Raw genomic sequence first — 24779 nt, 5'->3', positions numbered from 1 at the left:
CCACCTCCACCTCCACGGGGCGAGGGCGACGGCCCTGGAGCAGGAGGTGCAGGTGCATCCGGAAACAAGTCCGGAAACAGTTGCTTCAAAAGCTCCAGCCATCGACTGGCCCATTCGCTCCTCAACTGTTCAAGAATCGCCTTTAGCTTCTCGTCACCCAACTCCTTGCGCATCTCATTGAGCTTGTCACGCAGGTCCTGAACCGTCTGGTTTTTACCCGTAGCCTGCGCGTCATCAAGTGCCTTCAGCAGTTTTGCAACCGCGTCCTTTTTTTCCGCAGAGTCATCCTTGATATCGCCGGTTGCACTTGCCTGCTTCGGGTAGAAACCTGCTCCCGCAGCATCAAAACGCGGGCCGACGACACTTACGCCCCTTCCCCACATACGGTCCATAGCCACTCCTGTCCAATAATTCAGAGCTCAACGGCTTACGGACTTTTGGGTGGCGCAGGGGGCGCAGGGCGTTCCGCGCCTATTTGTAAGGCAAAAAAAACCCCTCGTTCGAGGGGTTTTTAATCACGGGTACAGCGCCTTGGCATCAGGTCATCTGAATGATGGTCTGCATGATGGTGCTCTGGGTGGAGATGGTCTTGGCGTTCGCCTGGTAGTTGCTCTGGGCCTTGATCAAGTCCACCAGCTCGTTGGTCAGGTTGACGTTGGAGTTCTCCAGGGAGCCGGCCACGATCGAACCCAGGGTGCCAGCTTGCGGGGAGTCATAGCCCGGCTGACCCGACGCGAACGTCTCTCTCCAGGTGGTGCCGCCGGCAGGTTGCAGGCCCTGTTCGTTGTTGAAGCTGGCTAGGGAGATCTGGCCGATGGCCTTGCTCTGCTGGTTGCTGAAGGTGGCGAACAGCACGCCGTTACCGTCGACTTTCAGGCCGGTGATCTGGCCGGTGGCGTAGCCATCGGTGACCGGCGGGTTACGGTAGGTGGCCGAGTTGTATTGGGTGACGTTGGACATGTTGATCGCAATGCCGTCCTTGTTCGCCGTCGCGTCATTGGCCTTCCATACGCCATCGGTCACCGTACCTGGCACCCAATCCTTGATGGTCAAGGTCGTGCCAGCCACACCGCCGGTCACGATGCTCTTGAGGTTACCGGCACCGTCGAAGGTCAACGTCGAAGGCACAGGCGCTTTCATGTCCGGAGCTGTGCCAGTAGGCGGCGTGCCGTCAGGGTTGCGGCCATCGATCAAGGTGTACGACTGCCATTCGTTGGCGTCGGTCTTCACCACGTACTGCACCATCGGGTGGGCGTTGCCCTGTGAGTCGTACAGCGTGGTGCTGTAGGACGTGGTGAAAGTATCGGTCTTCAGCGGATCAAACGGCTTCTTGCTCTGATCGATGACCGGCTCCGAGGAGTTCAGGTTGCTGCTGGAGTCCACTTTGGTGGACGCCTTTGGCGGCAGGTTGGCCAGGTTCAGTTGCAGGTCGACCAGGCCACCCTTGGTGATCTTGCCATTCTCGTCGGCCGCATAACCTTGCAGGCGCGAGGTGCCGGTGTTGTTGGTGATGTAGCCGTCTTTGTCGGCACGGAAGGCACCGCTACGGGTGTATTCCAGCGAACCGTCGCTGCCCTTCTGCACGAAGAAACCGCCACCCTGGATCGCCATGTCCAGGATGCCGCCGCTGGCGTTCACTTCACCCTGGGTGAACTGCTGGGACACTGCCGCCAGGTTCACACCGTTGCCGATGGTGTTCTGGCCGGTGCCGAGCTTGGACGCGGCGTAGATGTCCGCGAATTCCGCACGCGACGATTTGAAGCCAGTGGTCGCGACGTTGGCGATGTTGTTGCCGGTCACGTCCAGTTGTTTGTTGGCCGCATAGAGGCCGCTAAGGCCGATGTTAAAAGACATGTTTCTCTCCCTCTGCCGTATTTAGCCGGCTCTATGTACCGATAGTCTGAATTTGCGACAGCTTGACGCTGCCCATGCCGCCGGCAAGGTTCAGCAGCATTTCGCCGCCGGTCTTGCTCAATGTCACGCTGGTGACGGTGGCTGGCAGGGAAGTCGCCAGGACAACCGCGTCGCCTTTGTCATTCTTGGTAGTGGCGGTAAAGGTGTAAGTGCCCGCTGCGGCAACCTCACCCTTGTCGTTCTTGCCATCCCAGATAAAGTCGGCCGTACCGGCGCTCTGCGCGCCCATATCGACGGTGCGGACCACGTTGCCGTCTTTGTCGGTGATCTTCACCGAGACATTGCCCACCGCCGACGTAACGGCGACGGAACCGGTCATGCTCTTGCTCGTATCCACCAGGGCCTTGTCGGTCTGGGTGATGATCGAACGCCCCACCAGCGACGACGCTTGCAACGCTTGCGACGAGCTGAAGTTGCTGGAGATCGCATTCACCGAGTCGTTCAGGGTGTTGATGCCTTCCAGGCTGCTGAATTGCGCCAATTGGGCGACGAACGCGCCGTTGTCCTGGGGCGACAGCGGGTTCTGGTTCTTCAGCTGGGTGACCAGCAGTTGCAGGAACGCATCCTTGCCCAGGGACTGGTTGCCCGTGGCAGCAGTAGCGGTGCTCGCGACATTGTTTGTTGCGGTCTTGACCTTGGTGTTGAAAAGGTCCTGGACCGCCGTGTTGGTAGTGGTATCAACAATGGCCATTATTTGGCGCCCCTTATCACTGACCCAGGGTCAGGACCTTCTGCATCATGGCTTTGGCGGTGTTCATCATTTCCGCGTTGGTCTGGAACGAGCGACTGGCGGAAATCATGTCAGCCATTTCCTCGACCACGTTGACGTTGGGGTAGTAGACGTAACCCTTTTCGTTCGCGGCGGGGTGGTTAGGCTCGTAGCGGGCTTCCAGATTGCTCTGGTCTTCAACCACGCCCAGCACCTGCACGCCGGAACCGGCATTGCCCTGGTCCTGGAACAGCGAATCGCTGCCACCGCTCTGGCCGCCCTGGAACATGGTGGCGAACACCGGGTGACGGGCGCGGTAGGTCTGGTCGATGCTCGACGACACGGTTTCGGCGTTGGCGATGTTACTGGCGACGGTGTTCAGACGCGTGGTCTGGGCGCTCATGCCACTACCGGCAATATTGAAAACACTGGACAGGGACATGGCTTACTCTCCACGCAGGGCTGACATCAGCCCTTTGAATTTGCTGTTGAGCAGGGTAAAGCTGGCCTGGAAGTTCACCGAGTTCTCGGCGTAAGCCGATTGCTCCAGCTGGGCGTCGACGGTGTTCTGGTCGATCGACGGCTGCATCGGCGTGCGATACAGCAGCGACTCGTCCCCACTGCTCAGGCCTTGCGCTTCGATATGACGGTTGTTGGTCATGTTCAAGGCGAAGGTGCCGTTCTTGGTCTTGTCCTGCTGTGCAGCGAGCACGGCGGAGAAGTCCAGGTCCCGAGCCTTGTAGTTCGGGGTATCGGCGTTGGCAATGTTGTTGGCCAGGACTTCGGCACGCTGGGCGCGGAAGCCCAGGGCTTGTTCGTGGATACCGAGCGCTTTATCGAAGCTGATGCTCATGGCGGAAACCTTTAGGCTGACCTGCTGTTCGTTGACAGGGTTATAGCAAGGTGTGTGCCAGTTTTTGCAGAGCCCGTATTTGAAGGGTTTGAGGGCAGATTGCCGATGGCAATGCCAGAAAAGCGGCAAGCGGTTTCCGCGTAGCGCCAGTAAAGCGGCAATCCGGGTTGCCGCTATTGAAAGGCTTGCCGCAAAACAAATGTGGGAGCGGGCTTGCTCGCGAATGCAGTCTGTCAGTTGATACATGCATCGACTGACACTGCGCTTTCGCGAGCAAGCCCGCTCCCACATTTTTTACCGTGTACGACTTACTTAGCCTGGTAAATGATGCCCGGGCTGCACTGCACCATCTGGTAATGATCCGGCAAACCGTTCAGCGCTTCGGAAGCACCGAGGAACAGATAGCCACCCCGCTTGAGGGTGCCATGGATGCGCAACAGGATGTCTTTCTTCACTTCGGCCGAGAAGTAGATCAGCACGTTGCGGCAGAACACCATGTCGAACTTGCCCAGGCTGGCGTAGCTGTCGAGCAGGTTGAACGAGCGAAACTCCACGCGGCTCTTGATCGGCGCCTTGACCGCCCAACGCCCCGCCCCTTTCGGGTCAAAGTAACGTTGCAGGCGCTCCTGGGACAAACCCCGGCCCAAGGCCAGGCTGTCGTACTCGCCGGTCTTGCAGTTGGTGAGCATGGTGCCGGACAGGTCGGTGGCAACAATCTGCGCACCGGCCTTCAGTTGGCCCATGTTGGTCCGCTCGAACTCATCGATGGACATCGAGATCGAATACGGTTCCTGCCCCGAGGAGCAGGCCGCCGACCAGATGCGCAAGCGCTGGCCCGGGCTGGCCTTGATGGCTTCCGGCAGCACTTTGCTCTTGAGCACTTCAAACGGGTAGGTGTCACGAAACCACAGGGTTTCGTTGGTGGTCATGGCATCGACCACCATTTCCTTGAGCCCGCTGCGCGGCTGCCCCTGGATACGCTGCACCAGCTCGCCCAACGACTTGATGCCCTGCTGTTCCATCAGCTTGTTGAGACGGCTGGATACCAGGTACTGCTTGTTTTCACCGAGCAATATGCCACAGGCTTTTTCCAGGAAGACCCGGAACTGTTCGAAATCCAAATTACCCGTAGACAATGATACCGCCTCTTAAATCGTGTGACCGCCAGGGGAAATCCCCTAGCCGTGATCTGCTGCCTTGATCCGGTCGACAACCCGGTTTGCCAGGTCATCCGGACGGAATTTGGCCAGGAAGTCATCAGCACCGACCTTCTTGACCATCGCCTGGTTGAATACGCCCGACAATGAAGTATGCAGGATGATATGCAATTTTTGCATGCGTGGATCGTTGCGTATCTCGGCCGTGAGGGTGTATCCGTCCATTTCCGGCATCTCGATGTCGGAAATCATCATCAAGAATTCTTCTTCCGGTTTCTTGCCTTCATCGACCAATTTGCGCAGGTAGTCCAGCGCCTGACGCCCATCATTGAGGGCCACCACGTCTACGCCGACGGTTTGCAGGCAACGGGTCACCTGCTTGCGCGCCACCGAGGAGTCATCCACCGTCAGCACGCGCAGCGAAATCGCCTTGTGCGCCGTCTCGGCGTCGACCACACCGACGGAAATCGCTTCCGAGGTGGGCGCCACTTCGGCGAGGATCTTCTCCACGTCGATGATTTCCACCAACTGATTGTCCACCCGCGTCACCGCCGTGAGGTAGTGATCGCGGCCGGTGCCCTTGGGCGGCGGATGGATCTCTTCCCAGTTCATGTTGACGATGCGCTCCACCGAGCGCACCAGGAAACCCTGGGTCTTGGTGTTGTACTCGGTGATGATCACGAAAGGGTTTTCGCGGTCCTGCAAACCTGCCGAGCCCGTGGCCAGGGACAGGTCAAGGATCGGAATGGTCGCGCCACGGATGTTGGCCACGCCACACACCACCGGGCTGGACTTGGGCATGATCGTCAGCTTGGGGCACTGCAGCACTTCCCGCACCTTGAACACGTTGATGCCGTACAGCTGTTTGCCATCCAGGCGAAAAAGCAACAACTCCAGGCGATTCTGCCCTACCAGCTGTGTGCGCTGGTTTACTGAATCCATTACTCCTGCCATGCCTTGACTCCCACGCTAAAACCTTTGGCCATACCTATAAGGGCAGTGACGCGCACCCAACACTAAACGGCACGAGCTTTGCTATTTATTGGTCATGGATATTAAAACGACAGTTTCCCGACACCTTGACCTGACACGGTATTGCCGCTTGTTTTGCGTACCGCTGGCGCTGCTTGCCTTGGGCTTGGGCACCACGGCCCGCGCGGACAACGTCACCTTGCCTGATCTACTTATCGGCGTCACCCAAGGGTTTCTTGAGTTCACTGTAGAAGATTATCTGGCGACCACCCAGACGCCCGGACGTTATGAAATCCAGGTCAACCAACTCGACCCGCGCCTGCGCATGCCAATGTGCGACAAGGAATTGACAGCCACCCTTGAAAGTCCCGCCCAGCCGATTGGCCGCGTGACCGTAAAAGTACGCTGCGAGGGCGCTGCGCCGTGGACGGTGTTCGTGCCGGCGCAGGTCAAGCTGTTCCGCGATGTGGTGGTGGTGGCGCGGCCGCTGAAGCGCACCGGCATCATCGGTTTCGACGATGTTGTGCTGCGTGAGCGCGATATCAGCCTGATCAGCCAGGGCTATCTCACCTCGGTGGATCAGGCCGTCGGGCAAAAATTGACCCGACCAGTGGTCACCGATCAGGTCATCACGCTGGTGCACCTGGAACAGGCCGAGGTCATTCGCAAGGGCGACCAGGTGGTGATTTCCGCCAGCAGCGGTGCCTTGCAGGTAAAAATGCCGGGGGAAGCGCTGTCCAATGGCGGCATGAGTGAACAGATCAGGGTCAAGAACCTCAATTCCAACCGCGTGATCAAGGCACGGGTGACGGCACCCGGCCAGGTCGAGGTGGCTTTATAGAGAACTGGTATCAGGCGCCAGCTTTTCCTACACTGTGTACCAGACGTGTGCGCATGCAGGTTTATTGTCAATCGAGCCTAAAGTTTGTCCGGGTATGGCCGAAAACATGGCAAGCGTCCAAATACCCAGAGGTTTTTTTATCATGGTCATCGATTTCAGCCGTTTAAATAATTCCCAGGCATTGCCCGGCTCCACGCGCACCACCGGTGCCAAGGACAGCGTAGAAGCCAAGTCCCAGCCACTGCCCGCCAAGGCAGAACAGGCCGGCGCGAGCCAAAGCGGGGAATCCGTACACCTGAGCAATGAGGCTCAACAGTTGCAGAAGGTCACTGACTCGCTGCGCGATCAACCGGTAGTCAACAGCGCCCGTGTGGCCGAGTTGAAACAGGCAATCGCCGATGGCAGCTACAAAGTCGACAGCAACCGTGTAGCCAGCAAGCTGCTCAACTTCGAAGCCGAGCGCTAGGCAAAGGCCTGCGCCGGGCTTTTGGACGCTTAAAACCCAAGGCCAGCCATGCACCACGACGAAACCCTGCTTCAACTGATCATTGATGATCTGGCGCCGACGCAACAATTGCTCGAGCTGCTCAAAGAAGAATCCCTGGCCCTCTACGGCCGGGATATGCGCTTGCTGGAAGAAATCCTGGCGCGCAAACAGTCGCTCATCGTGCTCCTCGAACAGCATGGCAAGAGGCGCAGCCAGATCCTGGCCAGCCTCGGCCTGCCAACCGATCACGACGGCCTTGCCCAACTCGCCAGCCATTCCTCCGTCGGCGACGAGCTGCTGGCGCAGAGCGAAGCACTCAATCACTTGCTCAGCCAATGCCAGGAAGCCAACCTGCTCAACGGCCAGTCGATCCAATTGCAGCAAGCCACCACCGCCAACCAGTTGCGTATACTCCATGGCGGCGAGCCTCCGGCCCTGTATAACGCCCAAGGCTCCACCTCACGCCTGGTCAAGCCAGGCACCCGCAGCCAAGCCTGACGCCGGTTTACAGCGCGCCCTATCCAAGGCGCGCTACATGCTGGCAAAATGCCGGTTCTTGCGTGTAGTCGTATTTTGTCTGGAGATGGAAGAACCGTGTTCAACGCCCTTAATGCGGAAGATGCACCGCAGCCACCCAAGGTACTCACTACACCTCTGGAAATTGTCGGCACCCTGCGGATGCTGCAAGAAAGCCACGACCCGCTGATCATTACCTTCCACGAACGCAGCCAACGCTTCCAAAGCTACCTGGTGGACGTCGACCGGGACAGCAAGACCCTGGCACTGGACGAAATGATCCCGCGCGATGGCGAGCGCTTCCTGGAAAGCGGCGAACCGTTTCGTATCGAAGGCTTCCACGAAGGCGTGCGCGTCGCGTGGGAAAGCAACGGCACCTACACCGTCAGCGAAAAAGATGGCCACCGTATCTACACCGGCAGCATGCCGGACGAGGTGGTCTACCATCAGCGCCGCAATGCCTTTCGCGCCGCACTGAAGCTGGCACAACTGGTGAACATCGAGCTGGGCGGCGAGAAACTCAAGGCGCCGGTCAGCGGCAAGCTGCTGGACATCTCCGCCACCGGCTGCAAACTGCGTTTTGAAGGTGACATCTCCGACCGCCTGCAACTGGGCCAGGTCTACGATCGCTTTATCGCCGCCCTGCCCTTCGGCAGCATGACCACCTCCGTCGAACTGCGTTACCTGCACTTCGAAGAAAAGATCAACACCACCTTTGCCGGCGTGCGTTTCCACAACATGAGTGGGTTGGTGCAACGCCAGGTCGAGCGCTTTGTGTACCAGCTGCAACGCGAAGCGCGGCGCTTTGACAAAGACGACGACTTTTAAGCCTTAAAGTACACCGCAAAAAAAAAACGGGCAGATCCTCATGGGATCTGCCCGTTTTTGCATTCAGGGGCGCGCCCTGCTCAGGTCATGGGGGTGCTCTTCCGGGCCCAGGGGCTCCGGCGGCCCTTCGAATGCGGGCTCATCCGCCGGTGGCTGCGGCCCGTCTTCAGGCTCAGGCTCTTCCGGCACAGCGGTCTGCATCTGCTCCTGCACCACCTGCTCATCGACCCGCGGATCCAGCGCAGCCACCAGCGGCGAGCTGGACATGCTGTCGGGCATCGCCACGTGATGCAGCGGCGCATCGTCCACCTGATGCAGATTCGTCACCGCCTTAGGTCGGATGCGCCACACCAGGATCAGCGCACACAAACTGAAGAACGCGTAGAGCATCTGACTACCGAAGAGCTTCATCACCACGCCGGCCAACAGCGGTCCGATACTGGCACCGACGCCATAGGTCACCAGCAACATGGCGGTCAGCGACACGCGGCGGTCACCCTCAACATGGTCATTGGAAAACGCCACGGCCAACGGGTAAAGGCAGAACTGCACCAGCGAACACAGGAAGCCCGCCACAAACAGCACCTCCAGCGGCACCTGCGTCATGATCGCCAATGGCAACGCGGCGACCGCCAGGCACAAGGCAAAACAGCGAATCAACAAGGCCCGGTCATAACGGTCAGACAACCAACCCAGCGGCCACTGCACCAGCAGGCCGGCAAAAATGCACGAGCCCATGAACAGACCGACCTGCTCGGTCGTCAAGCCTTGCTGGGACGCGTAAAGCGGCGCCAGGCCGTAGAACGAACCGACGATCAGACCCGCGCCCAGCACCGTGCTCAGCGACTGCGGCACCCGCTTGATAAAGAAACGCGGCTCCATCGGTGCAGGATGCAACGGCGCCGGGTGAATCCGCCGGGTCATGGCCACTGGCACCAGGCACAGGGCAAAGCACAGCGCGACCAGCATCAGCAATTCAAGACCGAGCTGGGGATGCATCACCAGGATCAACTGGCCGAGCACCAGCCCCAGGTAGGACGCGATCATGTAGCCGCTGAACACCACACCGCGCTGCTTGGCGTCCGCCTGCTCATTGAGCCAGCTCTCGATGACCATGTATTGGCACATCATCCCCAGGCCGACAATGATCCGCAGCACAATCCAGGCTGGCAGCCAGTCGATCAGCCCGTGCCCCAGCACCGCCGCACCGACAATCCCGGCACACGTGGCATACGCACGGATATGCCCGACCCGGGCGATCAGGCGATGCCCGATCTTGCCGCCCAGCACCAGGCCAAAATAGTTGGCCGCCATCAGCGCACCGACCCACAGGCTGTCCACATGGTCGGCCGCCAGGCGCAAGGCCAGGTAGGTACTGAGCAGGCCGGAGCCGATCAGCATCATCAAGGAGGCGAAATAAAGGGCTCGAAAAGATTTCCAGATCTGGCGCATCGGCGTTCCGAGCGGCTCCTTGCAGTGAGGGACAGGGCTATCGGCATGATAGTCCTGGGTGACGGGTCCGGACAGGCGGCACATACTGTTTCCGGGGATTATTTTGCTTAACCGTCAGACGCTGCCCGGCTGCATGTCAGATACACAGATCGCGATAAATAAGCCGGGCACCTGCTGTGAACCCAGAACCGCAGCAAGGTTCGCCGCTTCTTTGCCGAACGCCCACAAAAAAGCCCCGCCAGAGTGATCTGTACGGGGCTTTGGATCTGGTGTCCCAGGGCCGGTTCGAACGGCCAACCTTCCCCTTAGGAGGGGGATGCTCTATCCAATTGAGCTACTGGGACAAATGGCCGTGACTGCGCCAGGGGCGGTGCGACGGACGGCGTGCATGTTAACGGCCGAGGTGGGTTTTGTCATGTCGTCCGTAGGCTTTTTGAGTGTAGGCCGCTGCCTGCCTCGGCAACTACGGCCTGCCCCAGCAAATCCGGGCACTTGGCGTCATCGTGCAAAATGCACTCCCCCAAAATGCCATCATTGCAAATTGCAATTAAACACGCCTTCAAACATCATATAAACCATTGATTTTATTGAGATAAAACATTGGCACGGGTTCTGCAATACTTCTCCTACAACACCCATTTGGCCACGCCATCCACGGAGAACATGATCATGAACAGCGCGCTTCTGCTAGCTCTCAATACCGTGGCCCTGGCCGCATTGGTGATGTTCCACTTCCAATCGGGCAACAGCGAAGACACCGCGCAGCTCCACCAACCCGTGCCGCATCACTTGCAACAGCGCCCGCAACTGGCCGTGATGACCGCCAAGCCACAATCCGACATCCACCTGACACAGGGCACTCAAGCAGCACCCTCCTCCGAACACTGGGTTTTCTGAGGCCGTACCCATGAGCAAACCTGCCTGGCTGTTCCTTTGCCTGACCTTGGCTGCTGTCATTCTGGGACTCAACGTCAACGCCCAGGACGAGCAAACCACCTCTTTCATTGCCAGCGGTGTGTTTGCGAGCCTTCTCTTGCTGACGCTCATCGTCGGCCGGCGGATCAAATTCGACCCCGTGTTGCGCTGAGCTGCCCCTTCCCACCGCCTACCTTATGTCGCCTCGCGCTAGTAAATCGGCAGATTGCCACTAGTCTTAAAATCAAGGGCAAAAGGCCACATTGCTATACGATGTGCGCCCTTCAGCCCTTTTGCGGCCGGGGTGTGGGCGAAAATTGCTGGATGAAGTTTTTCGTCAAAAAGTTTTCCAACCAGTCCGCAAAAAAGCAAATCAGTGCTGGCATTAAGCCTTTAGGCAGTTCAATATTTGTCACAGAATTGACGCCAAGGAACTGGCAAATCTGAGGCATGATGCGGCCTCTTTGCAATTCAGGTTGAACTTTGGTCGTGAGCCTTGTCTTAACTCTCATCGCTTGCGGCCAATTCCAAAAACCGCTCCCCTGAACTAACCGGTTAAATATATGCGCCCATTGAAACAGGCAATTTATTCCAGCCGTACGGCTGACAAGTTCGTCGTACGTCTGCCAGACGGAATGCGGGAACGCATTGCCGAGGTGGCTCGCAATCATCACCGCAGCATGAACTCCGAAATCATCGCGCGCCTGGAGCAAAGCCTTATTCAGGAAGGTGCGTTGGGCGAAGAGTTGAGCATGCGCCTGGACAGCCCCGAGCTGTCGCTGCACGAACGTGAACTGCTGCAGCGTTTTCGTCAGCTCTCCCACCGCCAGCAAAATGCTCTCGTCTCGCTTATCGCGCACGACGTTGAGGCGGCCGCAGAAGCCAATTGATAGACGACTGAAAGCCGAAGCCAGCTATATGCTGGCTTTTTTTTGCGTGGAATTTGGAAAGGGGATGCAACAAGGGGGCAGAGTTGCCCCCTCAGGACAGGATCAGAGCAGGAAGATTGTTGCCAGCCCCAGGAAGATGAAGAAACCGCCGCTGTCGGTCATCGCGGTGATCATCACGCTGGCGCCCATGGCAGGGTCGCGCCCAAGGCGCGCCAGGGTCATGGGGATCAACACCCCCATCAGCGCCGCCAGCAGCAGGTTGAGGGTCATGGCGGCCGTCATCACGACGCCGAGCGACCAACTGCCGTACAGCAAGTAAGCCACCACACCGATCACCCCACCCCACACCAGGCCGTTAATCAGGCCCACCGCCAGCTCCTTGCGCAGCAGGCGAGATGAATTGGCGGTACTCACCTGGTCCAGCGCCATGGCGCGCACAATCATCGTGATCGTCTGGTTACCCGAGTTGCCGCCGATCCCGGCCACAATCGGCATCAGTGCAGCGAGCGCCACCAACTTCTCGATAGACCCCTCGAACAAGCCAATCACCCGCGAAGCGATAAAGGCGGTGATCAGGTTGACGGCCAACCAGGCCCAACGGTTTTGCAGCGAGCGCCAGACCGAGGCAAAAATATCTTCCTCTTCACGCAGACCCGCCATGTTGAGGACTTCAGTCTCACTTTCTTCACGAATCAGGTCGACCATTTCATCGATGGTCAAACGGCCAATCAACTTGCCGTTCTTGTCGACCACCGGGGCCGAGATCAAGTCATAACGCTCAAACGCCTGCGCCGCTTCATAGGCATCTTCGTCCGGGTGAAAACTCACCGTATCGCTGGCCATCAGATCCGCAACTTTCTTGTCCGGGTCATTGACCAGCAAACGCTTGATCGGCAGCACGCCCTTGAGGATGCCTTCGTAATCCACCACGAACAGTTTGTCGGTGTGGCCTGGCAGCTCTTTGAGGCGACGCAGGTAACGCAATACCACTTCCAGGCTGACGTCTTCGCGGATGGTGACCATCTCGAAGTCCATCAGGGCGCCGACCTGGTCCTCGTCATAGGACAGCGCGGAGCGCACTCGCTCACGCTGCTGGCCATCGAGGGCTTCCATCAGCTCATGCACGACGTCACGCGGCAGCTCGGGGGCCAAGTCAGCGAGTTCGTCGGCATCCATCTCCTTGGCCGCAGCCAGGAGCTCGTGATCGTCCATGTCGGCGATCAGGGTTTCACGCACCGAGTCGGATACTTCGAGGAGGATGTCGCCGTCACGGTCAGCCTTGACCAACTGCCAGAGGGTCAGTCGATCATCCAGCGGCAAGGCTTCGAGAATATAGGCGACGTCGGCGGAGTGCAGGTCATCAAGCTTGCGCTGCAGCTCGACGAGGTTTTGCCGGTGAACCAGGTTTTCGACGCGGTCGTGGTTCGGACCTTCCTGGCGATGCGTGAGATCTTCGACCACGCGCTGGCGCTGCAGCAGCTCGATGACTTGAGCCAGGCGATCCTGCAGGCTTTCTTGTGTTTTCTTTACTTCTACTTCGGTCATAGGCGAACTCCACTCCCAGCAGCGGGGCACGCCGGAAGGATCAATCAGTCAATTCATGATTGGTAAAACGGGGTACTGAGTAACTACTGGGTAAGTCCATGGAGGTATTCCACAAGCCCCGGCGGGGCTGACGGGCGCAATGATACACCGCCCGACCGCTTTAAACGTCAAAAAACTGGAAAGAACAAGCGCTTGCGAGCAAAAGCTGAGCAACGGCTGGATCTATGAACTGCGACGACGCAGCCCGAAAGGAAAACACATGACGTAGGAGAAAAGATAAAACCTGGGATAAATCCTACTCAAACCCCAGACGGCAAAAAGCCCGCACTAGGCGGGCTTTTTGTTTGTATGGTGCACTCGACAGGATTCGAACCTGTGACCGCTCGGTTCGTAGCCGAGTACTCTATCCAGCTGAGCTACGAGTGCAGATTGTGTTTTTAGACCAGATCACAACTGGTTGGAGCCAAGTCACCTGCATTGCTGCAACTGACTCTTAAATGGTGCACTCGACAGGATTCGAACCTGTGACCGCTCGGTTCGTAGCCGAGTACTCTATCCAGCTGAGCTACGAGTGCATTTGTTGCCGCGCATTATAGGCCGTTCAATCTCTATGTAAAGCTATTTTTTCGTTTACTTTCAACAACTTACGAAAAAACCAGATTGCAACGTACTAAGCAAATAATGGCGGAGAACGGGGGATTCGAACCCCCGACACCCTTTTGAGGTGTACTCCCTTAGCAGGGGAGCGCCTTCGGCCACTCGGCCAGCTCTCCGCAACACGGGGCGTATATTAACCACGTTCTTCCCCGTTTGCAAACATAAAAAACGATAAAAATTAAAGGCTTGGTTCTTCGTCCTTCTCTTTCTTGATCCGCAGGTAGATTTCCTCGCGGTGGACCGCTACCTCTTTCGGAGCGTTAACCCCAATACGCACTTGATTGCCTTTGACGCCGAGCACGGTCACGGTGATTTCGCCATCACCGATAATCAGGCTTTCTGCGCAACGACGAGTCAGAATCAGCATACCTTTCTCCTCACGCATTTCAGTTCAGGAACAACAGTCTGCAAAAAAAAGGCGTTCGACCTACAACCCAATGGCCATAGCCCTACCCGCCTAAGTATTGTCGAGCCCACGCAAAAGAACATGCGCCCTACAAAAAAAGGAAAGGCGCGGTAAACCGCGCCTTCCTGGCATTACTACATCACTCGCCCTGTCGGGCCGGAGCGTCCAGCTCGAACGCGGTATGCAGCGCGCGTACAGCCAACTCCAGGTACTTCTCTTCGATCACCACCGAGACCTTGATCTCCGACGTAGAGATCATCTGGATGTTGATGCTCTCCTTGGCCAGCGCACCAAACATGCGGCTGGCAACGCCGGCATGGGAACGCATGCCCACACCCACGATGGACACCTTGGCGATCTTGGTATCGCCAACCACTTCACGGGCGCCAATCTCGCGGGCGGTGTTCTCCAGGATCTTCAGCGCCGCATCGTACTCGTTGCGGTGCACAGTGAAGGTGAAATCGGTGGTGTTATCGTGGGAAACGTTCTGCACGATCATGTCGACTTCAACATTCGCGTCGCTGATCGGGCCGAGAATCTTGAAAGCCACGCCCGGGGTGTCTGGCACGCCACGGATAGTCAGCTTGGCTTCATCACGGTTGAAAGCGATACCGGAAATGATCGGCTGTTCCATGGATTCCTCTTCATCAATAGTAATGAGGGTGCCCGGACCCTCTTTGAAGCTGTGCAATACGCGCAGCGGAACGTTGTACTTGCCGGCGAACTCCACCGCGCGGATCTGCAACACCTTGGAACCGAGGCTGGCCATTTCCAGCATCTCTTCAAAGGTGATCTTGTCCAGGCGCTGCGCCACGGACACCACACGCGGGTCAGTGGTATAGACGCCGTCCACATCCGTGTAGATCTGGCATTCATCGGCCTTGAGAGCCGCTGCCAGCGCCACGCCGGTGGTGTCCGAACCGCCACGCCCGAGGGTGGTGATGTTGCCGTGCTCGTCCACACCCTGGAAGCCCGCTACAACTACCACGCGCCCTGCTTTCAGATCAGTACGAATTTTCTGATCGTCGATCTGCAGGATGCGCGCCTTGGTATGTGCGCTGTCCGTAAGGATGCGTACCTGGCTGCCAGTGTAGGACACCGCGGGCACACCGCGTTTGTTCAGCGCCATGGCCAGCAAGGCGATGGTCACCTGCTCACCGGTGGACACGATCACATCCAGCTCACGCGGCAGCGGCGGTTGATCACCACTGATAGCCTTGGCCAGGTCGATCAGGCGATTGGTCTCGCCGCTCATGGCCGACAGCACCACCACCAGGTCGTCGCCGGCATCACGGAATTTCTTAACCTTGTCGGCCACCTGCTCGATTCGTTCGACGGAGCCGACCGAGGTGCCTCCAAATTTCTGTACGATCAAAGCCATTTCTAAGCCGCCTCAGCCCGTAAAGGGGCGCCCAATAAACCAATCTTCCAGCACCTGCGCGCGCCCATGACTAGACCATGGGCCCGCCACCAGTGCCTTAAATACCCGCCTCGACAAACGGCACGGTCAGGGCCAGGGCCGCGTCCAGGGCACCGGCGTCTACACCACCGCCTTGTGCCATGTCTGGACGACCACCGCCCTTCCCGCCCACTGCCGCAGCGGCTTGCTTCATCAAATCACCGGCCTTGAGTTGGCCAGTCAGGTCCTTGGTTACACCGGCAACCAGAACGACCTTATCCTCATGGACACCGCCGAGCAGGATCACTGCGCGGCCGAGCTTGTTCTTCAACTGATCGACCAAGGCCAACAGCGCCTTGCCGTCCTGACCGTCCAGGCGTGTCGCCAGGACTTTCACACCCTTGACGTCCAGCGCCGTGGCCGACAGATCGTCGCCCGCTGCGCTGGCTGCCTTGGCTTGCAACTGCTCCAGCTGTTTCTCCAGGGCGCGATTGCGCTCCAGCACGGCGGACAGTTTGTCGATCAGGTTGTCGCGGCTGCCCTTGACCAGGCTGGCCGCTTCCTTGAGTTGTTCTTCGGCGGCATTGAGGTAGGCCAGGGCCGCAGCGCCAGTCACTGCCTCAATACGGCGCACACCGGAAGCCACACCGCCTTCACTGATGATTTTCATCAGGGCAATGTCACCGGTACGGTTGGCGTGGATACCGCCACACAGCTCCACCGAGAAATCGCCGCCCATGCTCAGTACGCGCACGCTGTCGCCGTACTTCTCGCCGAACAGCGCCATGGCGCCCTTGGCCTTGGCGGTCTCGATATCGGTTTCTTCGGTTTGCACCGGGGTGTTCTTGCGGATCTCGGCGTTGACGATGTCTTCCAGCGCTTTGATCTGCTCAGGCTTGATCGCTTCAAAGTGACTGAAGTCGAAACGCAGGCGCTGGCTGTCCACCAACGAGCCTTTCTGCTGGACGTGATCGCCCAGGACCTGGCGCAATGCCGCGTGCAGCAAGTGCGTGGCCGAGTGATTCAGTGCAGTGGCGTGGCGTACATCGGCATCGACCTGGGTATCGACCGGCGCACCGATCGTCAGGTTGCCCAGCACCATCACACCGTGATGCAGGAACGCACCGCCGGTCTTGGTAGTGTCGCGCACGTCAAAACGACCGGACGTCGAACTCAGGAAACCACAGTCACCGACCTGGCCACCGGATTCGGCATAGAACGGCGTCTGGTCCAGAACCACGACGGCCTCTTCGCCTTCGTTCAGCACGTCGACCGACTTGCCGTCTTTATAAATGGCAACGATCTTGGCCGAACCCACGGTGGCGCTGTAGCCAGTGAACTCGGTCGGCACATCAACCTTGACCAGGGTGTTGTAGTCCAGGCCAAAGGAGCTGGCGGAACGCGCGCGCACACGCTGGGCTTCCATCTCACGCTCAAAACCGGCTTCGTCGATGGTCAGCTCGCGCTCACGGGCGATGTCGGCAGTCAGGTCCATCGGGAAGCCGTAGGTGTCGTACAACTTGAACACCACGTCGCCCGGCACCACGGTGCCCTTGAGGCCAGCCAGGTCCTGCTCGAGGATTTTCAGGCCGTGGTCCAGGGTCTTGGAGAACTGCTCTTCTTCGGCCTTGAGCACGCGCTCGATGTTGCCTTGCTGCTGCTTGAGTTCCGGGAAGGCTTCGCCCATCTCGGCAACCAGTGCCGCAACGATCTTGTAGAAGAAGCTGCCGGTGGCGCCCAGCTTGTTCCCGTGGCGGCAGGCGCGACGGATGATGCGGCGCAGCACATAACCACGGCCTTCGTTCGACGGCAGCACGCCATCGGCGATCAGGAAACCGCAGGAACGGATGTGGTCCGACACCACCTTGAGCGAAGACTGGCTTTCGTTGGCGCAGCCAATGGCCGCCGCCGAGGCGCTCAGCAGGTTGGTGAACAGGTCGATTTCATAGTTGGAGTGCACGTGCTGCATCACCGCACTGATCCGCTCCAGGCCCATGCCGGTGTCTACCGACGGCGCTGGCAGCGGATGCAACACGCCATCGGCGGTGCGGTTGAACTGCATGAACACGTTGTTCCAGATCTCGATGTAACGGTCGCCGTCTTCTTCCGGCGAGCCCGGCGGGCCACCCCAGATGTCGGCGCCGTGGTCGTAGAAGATCTCGGTGCAAGGGCCGCACGGGCCGGTATCGCCCATGGTCCAGAAGTTGTCGGAAGCGTACGGCGCGCCTTTGTTGTCGCCGATACGGATCATGCGCTCTTCAGGCACGCCGATGTGTTGGGTCCAGATGTCATACGCTTCGTCGTCCGTGGCATACACGGTGACCCAGAGTTTTTCCTTCGGCAGCTTCAGCACGCCAGTCAGGAAGGTCCAGGCGAAGGTGATCGCATCTTTCTTGAAATAGTCGCCAAAGCTGAAGTTGCCCAGCATTTCGAAGAACGTGTGGTGACGCGCGGTGTAACCGACGTTTTCCAGGTCACTGTTCTTGCCGCCGGCGCGTACGCACTTCTGGCTGCTGGTGGCGCGGGTATAGGCGCGCTTTTCCTGGCCCAGGAAGCAGTCCTTGAACTGGTTCATCCCCGCGTTGGTGAACAGCAGGGTTGGGTCATTGCCTGGGATCAAGGAGCTGGAGGCTACACGGGTGTGGCCTTGCTCTTCGAAGAAGCGAAGGAAGGCTTCACGGATTTCTGCGCTTTTCATTAGGTTCTTCCACGGAGGCTGCGGCCAAAGGCCAGTGCGCAACATCATCAGACGGAGCGACGGCAAAGGGCCGCATTATATCGGCCCTTTGCCGGTGGTACAGCGTGTTTATACGATTGAAACGTTCAATTAGACGGTGTGCAGGCTCATTTGCGCGAAAATTCGACGAATGTCGCCAGCACCTGTTCGATCTGCGCGCGGCTCACATCCAAATGGGTGACCATGCGCAGGCGCGGTGCGGCGCTCAACTTGATCCCGCGCTCGGCGGCAAACGCCTTGAGCGCCTGGGCCTGGTCGCCGATCTGCACGTAGACCATGTTGGTCTGCACCGGCTCCACCGTGTAGCCGGCTTTGCGCAGCTCATCCCCCAGCCATTGCGCGTTGGCATGGTCGTCGGCCAGGCGCTGCACCTGGTGATCCAGCGCGTACAGCCCCGCCGCCGCCAGCGAGCCGGCCTGGCGCATGCCGCCGCCGACCATCTTGCGCAAACGCCGCGCCTTGGCGATCAACGCCGCAGAGCCACACAGCACCGAGCCAATCGGCGCCCCCAGGCCTTTGGACAAACACACCGAGACCGAATCGAAATACCCGGCGATCTCTCGCGCATCCACCCCCAGCTTGACCGCCGCGTTGTAGATCCGCGCGCCGTCCAAGTGCAGCGCCAGGCCATGTTCACGGGTAAGCGCCCGCGCCCTGGCCAGGTACTCCAGGGGCAGCACCTTGCCTTGCATGGTGTTTTCCAACGCCAGCAGGCGCGTGCGGGCAAAGTGGAAGTCGTCGGGCTTGATCGCCTCCAGCACCTGGTCCAGGTCCAGGGAGCCGTCCGCCTGCACCTCCAGCGGCTGCGGCTGGATCGAACCGAGCACCGCCGCGCCACCGCCTTCGTATTTGTAGGTATGGGCTTGCTGACCGACGATGTATTCCTCGCCGCGCTCACAGTGCGCCATCAACGCCAGCAGGTTGCTCATGGTGCCAGTGGGCACGAACAACGCGGCGGCGAAGCCCAGGCGCTTGGCCATTTCGGCTTCCAGATGGTTGACGCTGGGGTCTTCGCCATACACATCGTCGCCGCTGGCGGCGTTGGCCATGGCATCCCGCATGCCGGCGGTGGGTTGGGTCACGGTGTCGCTGCGCAGGTCGATCACAGACATGAAACAGGCCTCTTAGGGATTGGATAAGTCCTTTTGAAGGTCATTACTGCGGGCAACACCACGGAATATCAAGCCCTGGGCATATTCAATCGAATACCAACCAAACAAACCGATATAGCCTATCGATACGGCAGCCGTGCAGTTTTTGAAAAACCATGATAAAAACTCTCCGCCGCCAGGGTTCTGGTGGCAACGTTCTCAGGGCGGGGTGCAATTCCCCACCGGCGGTAATTACACGCAATGTGTATAGCCCGCGAGCGCTTGGCGCCTCGAACTGCTCACGCAGGACGGCGCCAAGGTCAGCAGACCCGGTGTGATCCCGGGGCCGACGGTCATAGTCCGGATGAAGAGAGAACGGGATTGGCACCTAAGGGCCGCTCGTCTTGCGTACCCTTAAATCCCATTCGATTCATATCGCCCTGTTTTTTTCTTAAACAGGAGTCAGAACATGCAACCCACCGCAATCGACAGCAAAAGCAAAAACCACCACGGCGAGCGCGTCGCGTTTATCCAGGCCTGCTGGCACAAGGATATTGTCGACCAATCGCGCAAAGGCTTCCTCGCCGAAATGATCGCCCAGGGCTACCAGGAATCGGACATCGATTTCTTCGAAGTCGGCGGCGCCTTTGAAATGCCCCTGCACGCCAAGCTGCTGGCCAAGACCGGCCGCTACGCCGGTATCGTTGCCGCCGCGCTGGTGGTGGACGGCGGCATCTACCGCCACGAGTTCGTGGCGCAATCGGTGGTCAGCGGCCTGATGCAGGTGCAGCTGGAAACCGAAGTGCCGGTGTTCTCGGTGTCGCTGACGCCGCATCACTTCCATGCGGGCAGCGAGCACCACGCATTCTTCCACGATCACTTTGTGCACAAGGGCCAGGAAGCCGCCAAGACCTGCGCCGACACCCTGCACAAGGTGCGTGCGATCTATCAAGGCGAGCTGCACAAACGCGTCAGCTGATGCCGTGGCTGCCCAGTTGCATAGAGCTGCGACTGGGCACACTAACTAATTAAGCCCCCCGAATACTGTACCGACGATGTAATGGTGTTGCCGCTCACCTCATGAGCGCTCTCATCATTTACGGAGTCAACATGCCAGACAATCGCCCTCCCATTACCGCACTTCGCAGCCCCGACAACGAATGGATGATTGACGGTCGAGCCAGCCACCCCGTCGATCGTACCCGCGACCTCCACAGAGGCCCGGAAACACTTAAGTCAGTGGCATTCATTACGCTGCATGAAAGCGCCCTGGTCACCGTCGAACGCGAACTGGCGGATGATCTTCACGACTACATCGTCTTCAGCACCACCGATCAAGCTGACCGAGTCCTCGTCGAGAGCCTCCTCGAACCCGACCGTCTCAGCGTCGTGATCAACACTGAACGCTTCATTGTCACCCTGGTTGGGCTCAATCAATTCGTAGTGTTCAATACACAGGGTGGCAACGACCTGATTCATGTCAGCGACGAAGTAACCCGCCCCATCCTGATCAACGCTGGCCCAGGTGACGACCACATCTGGGCCGGAGGCGGCTACTCACGAGTTTTTGCAGGCCCAGGCAACGACACGATCCTGACCCGACGAGGCACCAGCTACATCGAAGCCGGCGATGGCAACGACCAAGTCATCGCCCTCGACGACGGCAATATGACGGTCTATGCGGGCCCTGGTAACGACAAAGTCATTGCCCATGCGGGCCAAGCGTTTGTCCATGGCGGGGAGGACGACGATTATCTGGTCGGCGGCAGCGCCCACAACATTTTGGTGGGCGGCCCGGGCAACGACACTCTTCAAGCAGGCACCGGCACAAACGCGCTGTACACCAGCGAAGGGTTGGATGTGGTCACGCAGCTCAAACCCGAGGACCGCGTTTTTGCAAACCTCAACAGCGGTCTCTCAGCCGCTGGCCAAATCATCGCACACGGGCTGACACCCTTGGATGACACGGCAACCTGCCCTCACCCTCAAGCACGTGTGATCGATATTACCGCCAGGCCACTGGAGTACAGCGGCATCCGGGTGATCGGCAGCGCGCAGTTCCAGCAACGCGTCAATGACGATCTGCAGTTATTGGCCAGCTCGCCCAAGGGGCAAAAAATGTTTGAGGCACTGCATGCGGCCGAACGACACAGCGGCACCCCGATCAACATCTATGAGCTGCAAGATGAAGCCAACGGCATGTTTGTGCCGCGCAACCATTCAAACCCGGCGTCTTTTATTCGAGACAATCAGCCTGGAACCGCCACCTACGGCGGTGCGGTGTACTACAACACCACCTATCTCAGCAACCACACGACTAATATCCCATTGCTGTACCACGAACTTTGCCACGCCTACAACGCTGTAACAGGCAGCTCGCTGCCGGGCGAAAGCGAGGATGGTGAAGACGGCAACAAACCCCGCAGGCCGATCGCCAATCTCGAATTGCAAGCGGTGGGCCTGCCCACCAACGCGCCACCCTTTGATTTTGATAACGACCCGCAGACGCCGCCGACCAACACCAACCCACCGCAATTCACCGAAAACGGTATTCGTGAAGAACTGGGCTTACCGTTGCGTAAACAATACGCAAGGCATGTTATTTGAGTGCAGCAGCCTCTTGCGAGATCGGCACGATCAGGATCCCCGCCCGCAGGCCATTCTTGACCTTCGGGTTGGGGAAGATGATGCGCGCGCCCTCCTCTTCGATCACCCAACGCGTCTTGGCCACGTCTTCTGCCAGCAAAAAGCCCTTGGCCAACGGCGAGAAGTTTTCCACGTCCGCCGGCAGGTGCAGCAGGAAGGCGTCACTGTGCTTGATCACCTCGCGGGACACCGCAAACAGTTGCAGGCCGTCAAGGCTATCGACGGCCGGTTCGGTGCCTTCAATGATCTGCTTGAGGCGCGTCTCCAGGCGCGAAACATCCACGCCCTGGTTCTGCCCGAACGGTCGCGCCTTGCCCAGCTCCAGGGTGAAAGCCTCGGCGTCGAGCTGTTCGTAGGTAAACGCGGTGAAGGTAATGGAGGTCTTGTTCTGCAACAGCACCGCTTCCATGCCGGCCGCGCGCAGGCGCTCCAGTTCGCGGCGCGAATGCTGGCGCCCAGCCTTCCACGGGTACAGGGCAAACTGCTCGATCTTCGAACCGCGAATGGCGGTGTGCAGGTCGTAATGCAGGCGCGAGCGGTCGGGCAGGCTGAAAAAGCTGCGGGCCAGTTGCTCAAGCTCGGCGGCGCGCATCGCCTCCGGGCCGATGTTTTGTTCATGACGGCCGTTGAACAGCCGGTTGACGTCCAGTTCCAGGTAACGCTCGCCGCGACGCATGGCCTCGGGGTTGCCGAACAGGAACAGAATACGGTTGCGGGGCTTGATCTCCCCACGGGCGATGCCATGCACCAGGCGGTCGAGCAGTTCGATCGGCGCCGTTTCGTTGCCATGGATGCCAGACGACAGCAGCAGGTCGCCGCCATCGTCCTTGCCCTGCGGCGGGCGCACTTCCAGCGCGCCCTCGCTGAGCCAGCGCATCTGCACGCCGTCGACAGTCAGTTGAATTTTTTGCGCCGGTTCGCGACCGGCGAGGGTCAGTTCAAGCAGTTTGCCGAGGGCGAGCATAAGCACACTTCCTTAGTGGTTGCAGCCTGGGCCGTGGACGTGATCGTCGTCGTCACCTTCAACGTCGGCAGGTTCCATTTCCAGCTGCAGGCTCATCAGGTTGGTGGCCAATGGGCGCATCAGCAGGTTGGCGTATTCGGCATCGCCTTCTTCCACGTCCACGCCGATCAGCAGTTGGCCGCGGCCGTCGTGCTGGATCCAGATTTCCTTGCCCTGCCACACCACGGCGACGCGGGTGCAGGAAGTTTCCAGCTGGGTGCCGTCGGTGTCTTCAAGAATCAGTTTCAGGGTGTCGGTGGTCATATATATAACTCTCAGCCGTGCGGCGTTAATTGATCTGGAAAGGATAAACCGAGCCCAGTTTAAGGATTTGCGTCAGTTCATCCAGTGCCGTCCGGCATTCAAGCAACAACTGCGGGTCAGCCAGATCGGTTTCCCGCAGGCTGTCGCGGTAGTGCTTGCCTACCCACTGGGTCAGTGTTTCGTACAACGGCGCGGTCATGATAACCCCTGGATTCACCGCCGCCAGCTCCGTTTCGTTCAACGCCACGCGCAAACGCAGGCACGCCGGGCCACCGCCGTTCTGCATGCTTTGCTTGAGGTCAAACACCTTCACTTCGCGGATCAGCCCACCGGAGGCGGTCAGGCCTTGCAGGTAATGCCACACGCGTTCATTGGCGCGGCATTCTTCCGGCACGATCAGCAGCATCGAGCCGTCGGCGCGGGTCAGCAACTGGCTGTTGAACAGGTAGGAACGCACCGCGTCCTCGACGCTGACCAGGGCGCGGGGCACGCAGACGGACTGGAAGTTGCCGCCCACCTTGCCCAACTTGGCTTGCAGCTCTGCGAGCATCTGTTCGGTATTGAGGAACGCGTCCTCGTGATAGAACAGCACTTCGCCGTTGCCCACGGCGATCACGTCGTTGTGGAACACACCGGCATCGATCACGGCCGGGTTCTGCTGGGCGTAGACCACGCCCTCATCCTTCAGGCCATGCAAGCGCGCGACGGCTTGGGACGCTTCAAGCGTCTGGCGCGCCGGGTACTTTTGCGGCGCCGGGAAACGGCTGTCGAACGCACTGCGGCCGAACACAAAAAACTCTACGCCGGCGTCACCGTACTCGCGGCAAAAACGCGTGTGGTTGGCCGCGCCTTCGTCACCGAACTGCGCCACCGCCGGCAACGCGGCGTGGTGGGCGAAGTGCTTCTGATCGGCAAACATCGCCCCCAGCACGCGGCTGGTGGTCGGGTGCTCGATGCTGCGGTGGTACTTGCAGTTCAGGTTGGCGGCGGTGAAATGCACGCGGCCGTCAAAAGTGTCGGCGCTTGGGCTGACCGTGGCGGCGTTGGCCACCCACATGCTCGATGCCGAGCAACTGGCAACCAGCAATGGCATGGCATCCTTGGCGGCTTGCTGGATGACTTGGGCGTCGCTGCCGCTGAAACCGAGGCGGCGCAAGGCGGCTACGTCGGGACGCTCCTGCGGTGCGAGCACGCCTTGCACAAACCCCATGTCCATCAGGGCTTTCATTTTTTGCAGGCCCTGCAACGCCGCTTCCTTGGGGTTGGAATGCTGCTGGCTGTTGCTCTGGGACGCGACGTTGCCAAAGGACAAACCGCCGTAGTTATGGGTCGGCCCCACTAGACCGTCAAAATTGACTTCATAGGATTTCATCGGCGAGGCTCCACGAACATCTGTTTTTATAGGCATTAATTGCAGGTCTATATCTGTAAACCCGATCAACTGTGGGAGCTGGCTTGCCTGCGATGGCATCACCTCGGTGTACCTGAAAGACCGAG

24 protein-coding genes, 4 tRNA genes, 1 pseudogene and 1 riboswitch are annotated in these 24779 nt (G+C 59.1%); of the genes and pseudogenes, 9 read left to right on the top strand and 20 right to left on the bottom strand.

What is annotated here, in order from left to right:
* From J1G37_RS26840 to J1G37_RS26810, 7 genes and pseudogenes are all read right to left on the bottom strand, one after another.
* Positions 1 to 392 (bottom strand): annotated as a pseudogene (locus J1G37_RS26840) (hypothetical protein); the annotation flags it as partial.
* Positions 393 to 537: 145 nt separating this feature from the next.
* Positions 538 to 1854: a flagellar hook protein FlgE gene (flgE, locus tag J1G37_RS26835; RefSeq protein ID WP_207046571.1), complete on the bottom strand. Its 1317-nt coding sequence runs from the start codon at positions 1852 to 1854 to the stop codon at positions 538 to 540.
* 31 nt (positions 1855 to 1885) lie between these two features.
* Complete coding sequence (gene flgD / locus J1G37_RS26830; RefSeq protein ID WP_017738192.1) at positions 1886 to 2605, bottom strand: flagellar hook assembly protein FlgD; 720 nt, start codon at positions 2603 to 2605, stop codon at positions 1886 to 1888.
* Positions 2606 to 2621: 16 nt separating this feature from the next.
* The gene (gene flgC / locus J1G37_RS26825) at positions 2622 to 3065 is read right to left on the bottom strand and encodes a flagellar basal body rod protein FlgC (RefSeq protein ID WP_124528208.1); all 444 of its coding nucleotides are present in this window, start codon (positions 3063 to 3065) and stop codon (positions 2622 to 2624) included.
* 3 nt (positions 3066 to 3068) lie between these two features.
* The gene (flgB, locus tag J1G37_RS26820) at positions 3069 to 3476 is read right to left on the bottom strand and encodes a flagellar basal body rod protein FlgB (protein ID WP_017529461.1); all 408 of its coding nucleotides are present in this window, start codon (positions 3474 to 3476) and stop codon (positions 3069 to 3071) included.
* Between the two features lie 308 nt (positions 3477 to 3784).
* Complete coding sequence (cheR, locus tag J1G37_RS26815) at positions 3785 to 4612, bottom strand: protein-glutamate O-methyltransferase CheR (protein WP_016979774.1); 828 nt, start codon at positions 4610 to 4612, stop codon at positions 3785 to 3787.
* Between the two features lie 42 nt (positions 4613 to 4654).
* Positions 4655 to 5587, bottom strand: a complete 933-nt coding sequence (locus J1G37_RS26810; protein WP_026136978.1) for a chemotaxis protein CheV — start codon at positions 5585 to 5587, stop codon at positions 4655 to 4657.
* Positions 5588 to 5681: 94 nt separating this feature from the next.
* Here J1G37_RS26810 and flgA point away from each other — a divergent pair, with 94 nt between their 5' ends.
* From flgA to J1G37_RS26790, 4 genes are all read left to right on the top strand, one after another.
* Positions 5682 to 6446 (top strand): flagellar basal body P-ring formation chaperone FlgA, encoded by a 765-nt coding sequence (gene flgA / locus J1G37_RS26805; protein WP_207046569.1) that lies wholly within the window; start codon positions 5682 to 5684, stop codon positions 6444 to 6446.
* A gap of 142 nt (positions 6447 to 6588) precedes the next feature.
* Positions 6589 to 6912, top strand: coding sequence for a flagellar biosynthesis anti-sigma factor FlgM (gene flgM / locus J1G37_RS26800; protein WP_017738197.1), 324 nt, complete (start codon positions 6589 to 6591; stop codon positions 6910 to 6912).
* A gap of 48 nt (positions 6913 to 6960) precedes the next feature.
* The gene (locus J1G37_RS26795) at positions 6961 to 7431 is read left to right on the top strand and encodes a flagellar protein FlgN (RefSeq protein ID WP_207046567.1); all 471 of its coding nucleotides are present in this window, start codon (positions 6961 to 6963) and stop codon (positions 7429 to 7431) included.
* Between the two features lie 96 nt (positions 7432 to 7527).
* On the top strand, positions 7528 to 8277 hold the full coding sequence (locus tag J1G37_RS26790; RefSeq protein WP_207046565.1) for a flagellar brake protein: 750 nt from the start codon (positions 7528 to 7530) through the stop codon (positions 8275 to 8277).
* Between the two features lie 63 nt (positions 8278 to 8340).
* Here J1G37_RS26790 and J1G37_RS26785 read toward each other — a convergent pair whose 3' ends face one another.
* A complete protein-coding gene (locus J1G37_RS26785; protein WP_124528203.1) occupies positions 8341 to 9729 on the bottom strand; it encodes an MFS transporter in 1389 nt (462 codons plus the stop codon).
* A gap of 267 nt (positions 9730 to 9996) precedes the next feature.
* Positions 9997 to 10073, bottom strand: a tRNA-Arg gene (locus tag J1G37_RS26780).
* Positions 10074 to 10398: 325 nt separating this feature from the next.
* Between J1G37_RS26780 and J1G37_RS26775 the strand changes: the two genes are divergently transcribed.
* The 3 genes from J1G37_RS26775 (at position 10399) to J1G37_RS26765 (ending at position 11534) form a co-directional block, all read left to right on the top strand.
* Positions 10399 to 10626, top strand: coding sequence for a hypothetical protein (locus J1G37_RS26775; protein ID WP_207046564.1), 228 nt, complete (start codon positions 10399 to 10401; stop codon positions 10624 to 10626).
* Between the two features lie 10 nt (positions 10627 to 10636).
* A complete protein-coding gene (locus tag J1G37_RS26770; RefSeq protein ID WP_207046561.1) occupies positions 10637 to 10816 on the top strand; it encodes a PA3371 family protein in 180 nt (59 codons plus the stop codon).
* Positions 10817 to 11207: 391 nt separating this feature from the next.
* Positions 11208 to 11534: an Arc family DNA-binding protein gene (locus tag J1G37_RS26765; RefSeq protein ID WP_003193592.1), complete on the top strand. Its 327-nt coding sequence runs from the start codon at positions 11208 to 11210 to the stop codon at positions 11532 to 11534.
* A gap of 102 nt (positions 11535 to 11636) precedes the next feature.
* Here J1G37_RS26765 and mgtE read toward each other — a convergent pair whose 3' ends face one another.
* From mgtE to ltaE, 8 genes are all read right to left on the bottom strand, one after another.
* The gene (gene mgtE / locus J1G37_RS26760) at positions 11637 to 13079 is read right to left on the bottom strand and encodes a magnesium transporter (protein ID WP_017738211.1); all 1443 of its coding nucleotides are present in this window, start codon (positions 13077 to 13079) and stop codon (positions 11637 to 11639) included.
* 349 nt (positions 13080 to 13428) lie between these two features.
* Positions 13429 to 13505: transfer RNA gene (locus tag J1G37_RS26755), tRNA-Arg, on the bottom strand.
* Between the two features lie 72 nt (positions 13506 to 13577).
* Positions 13578 to 13654, bottom strand: a tRNA-Arg gene (locus J1G37_RS26750).
* Positions 13655 to 13761: 107 nt separating this feature from the next.
* A tRNA-Ser gene (locus tag J1G37_RS26745) sits at positions 13762 to 13852 on the bottom strand.
* 62 nt (positions 13853 to 13914) lie between these two features.
* Positions 13915 to 14103, bottom strand: coding sequence for a carbon storage regulator CsrA (gene csrA, locus J1G37_RS26740; protein ID WP_003175645.1), 189 nt, complete (start codon positions 14101 to 14103; stop codon positions 13915 to 13917).
* A gap of 178 nt (positions 14104 to 14281) precedes the next feature.
* The gene (locus tag J1G37_RS26735) at positions 14282 to 15523 is read right to left on the bottom strand and encodes an aspartate kinase (RefSeq protein WP_017738212.1); all 1242 of its coding nucleotides are present in this window, start codon (positions 15521 to 15523) and stop codon (positions 14282 to 14284) included.
* Positions 15524 to 15620: 97 nt separating this feature from the next.
* A complete protein-coding gene (gene alaS, locus J1G37_RS26730; RefSeq protein ID WP_207046560.1) occupies positions 15621 to 18239 on the bottom strand; it encodes an alanine--tRNA ligase in 2619 nt (872 codons plus the stop codon).
* 146 nt (positions 18240 to 18385) lie between these two features.
* Positions 18386 to 19390: a low-specificity L-threonine aldolase gene (ltaE, locus tag J1G37_RS26725; RefSeq protein WP_207046557.1), complete on the bottom strand. Its 1005-nt coding sequence runs from the start codon at positions 19388 to 19390 to the stop codon at positions 18386 to 18388.
* A 190-nt stretch (positions 19391 to 19580) separates the two neighbouring features.
* Positions 19581 to 19750, top strand: a riboswitch (FMN riboswitch).
* A gap of 88 nt (positions 19751 to 19838) precedes the next feature.
* Here ltaE and J1G37_RS26720 point away from each other — a divergent pair.
* On the top strand, positions 19839 to 20348 hold the full coding sequence (locus tag J1G37_RS26720) for a 6,7-dimethyl-8-ribityllumazine synthase (protein WP_207046555.1): 510 nt from the start codon (positions 19839 to 19841) through the stop codon (positions 20346 to 20348).
* A gap of 131 nt (positions 20349 to 20479) precedes the next feature.
* On the top strand, positions 20480 to 21976 hold the full coding sequence (locus J1G37_RS26715; protein ID WP_207046553.1) for a M91 family zinc metallopeptidase: 1497 nt from the start codon (positions 20480 to 20482) through the stop codon (positions 21974 to 21976).
* Here J1G37_RS26715 and astE read toward each other — a convergent pair.
* The 3 genes from astE to astB are packed head-to-tail and all read right to left on the bottom strand — an operon-like array spanning position 21969 to position 24654.
* Entirely contained in the window at positions 21969 to 22979 is a 1011-nt protein-coding gene (gene astE, locus J1G37_RS26710; protein WP_207046552.1) for a succinylglutamate desuccinylase, read from the bottom strand. The genes J1G37_RS26715 and astE overlap by 8 nt on opposite strands.
* Before the next feature lie 12 nt (positions 22980 to 22991).
* Complete coding sequence (locus J1G37_RS26705) at positions 22992 to 23282, bottom strand: hypothetical protein (RefSeq protein WP_003214319.1); 291 nt, start codon at positions 23280 to 23282, stop codon at positions 22992 to 22994.
* Between the two features lie 25 nt (positions 23283 to 23307).
* Complete coding sequence (gene astB, locus J1G37_RS26700) at positions 23308 to 24654, bottom strand: N-succinylarginine dihydrolase (protein WP_207046550.1); 1347 nt, start codon at positions 24652 to 24654, stop codon at positions 23308 to 23310.
* Positions 24655 to 24779: the final 125 nt, after the last annotated feature.

Origin of the sequence: Pseudomonas sp. Marseille-Q1929 (genome assembly GCF_017316265.1) — a bacterium.
Lineage (GTDB): Bacteria > Pseudomonadota > Gammaproteobacteria > Pseudomonadales > Pseudomonadaceae > Aquipseudomonas.
Note: the sequence above shows the minus strand (reverse complement) of the source record. Positions and strands in the feature narration are given on the sequence as shown.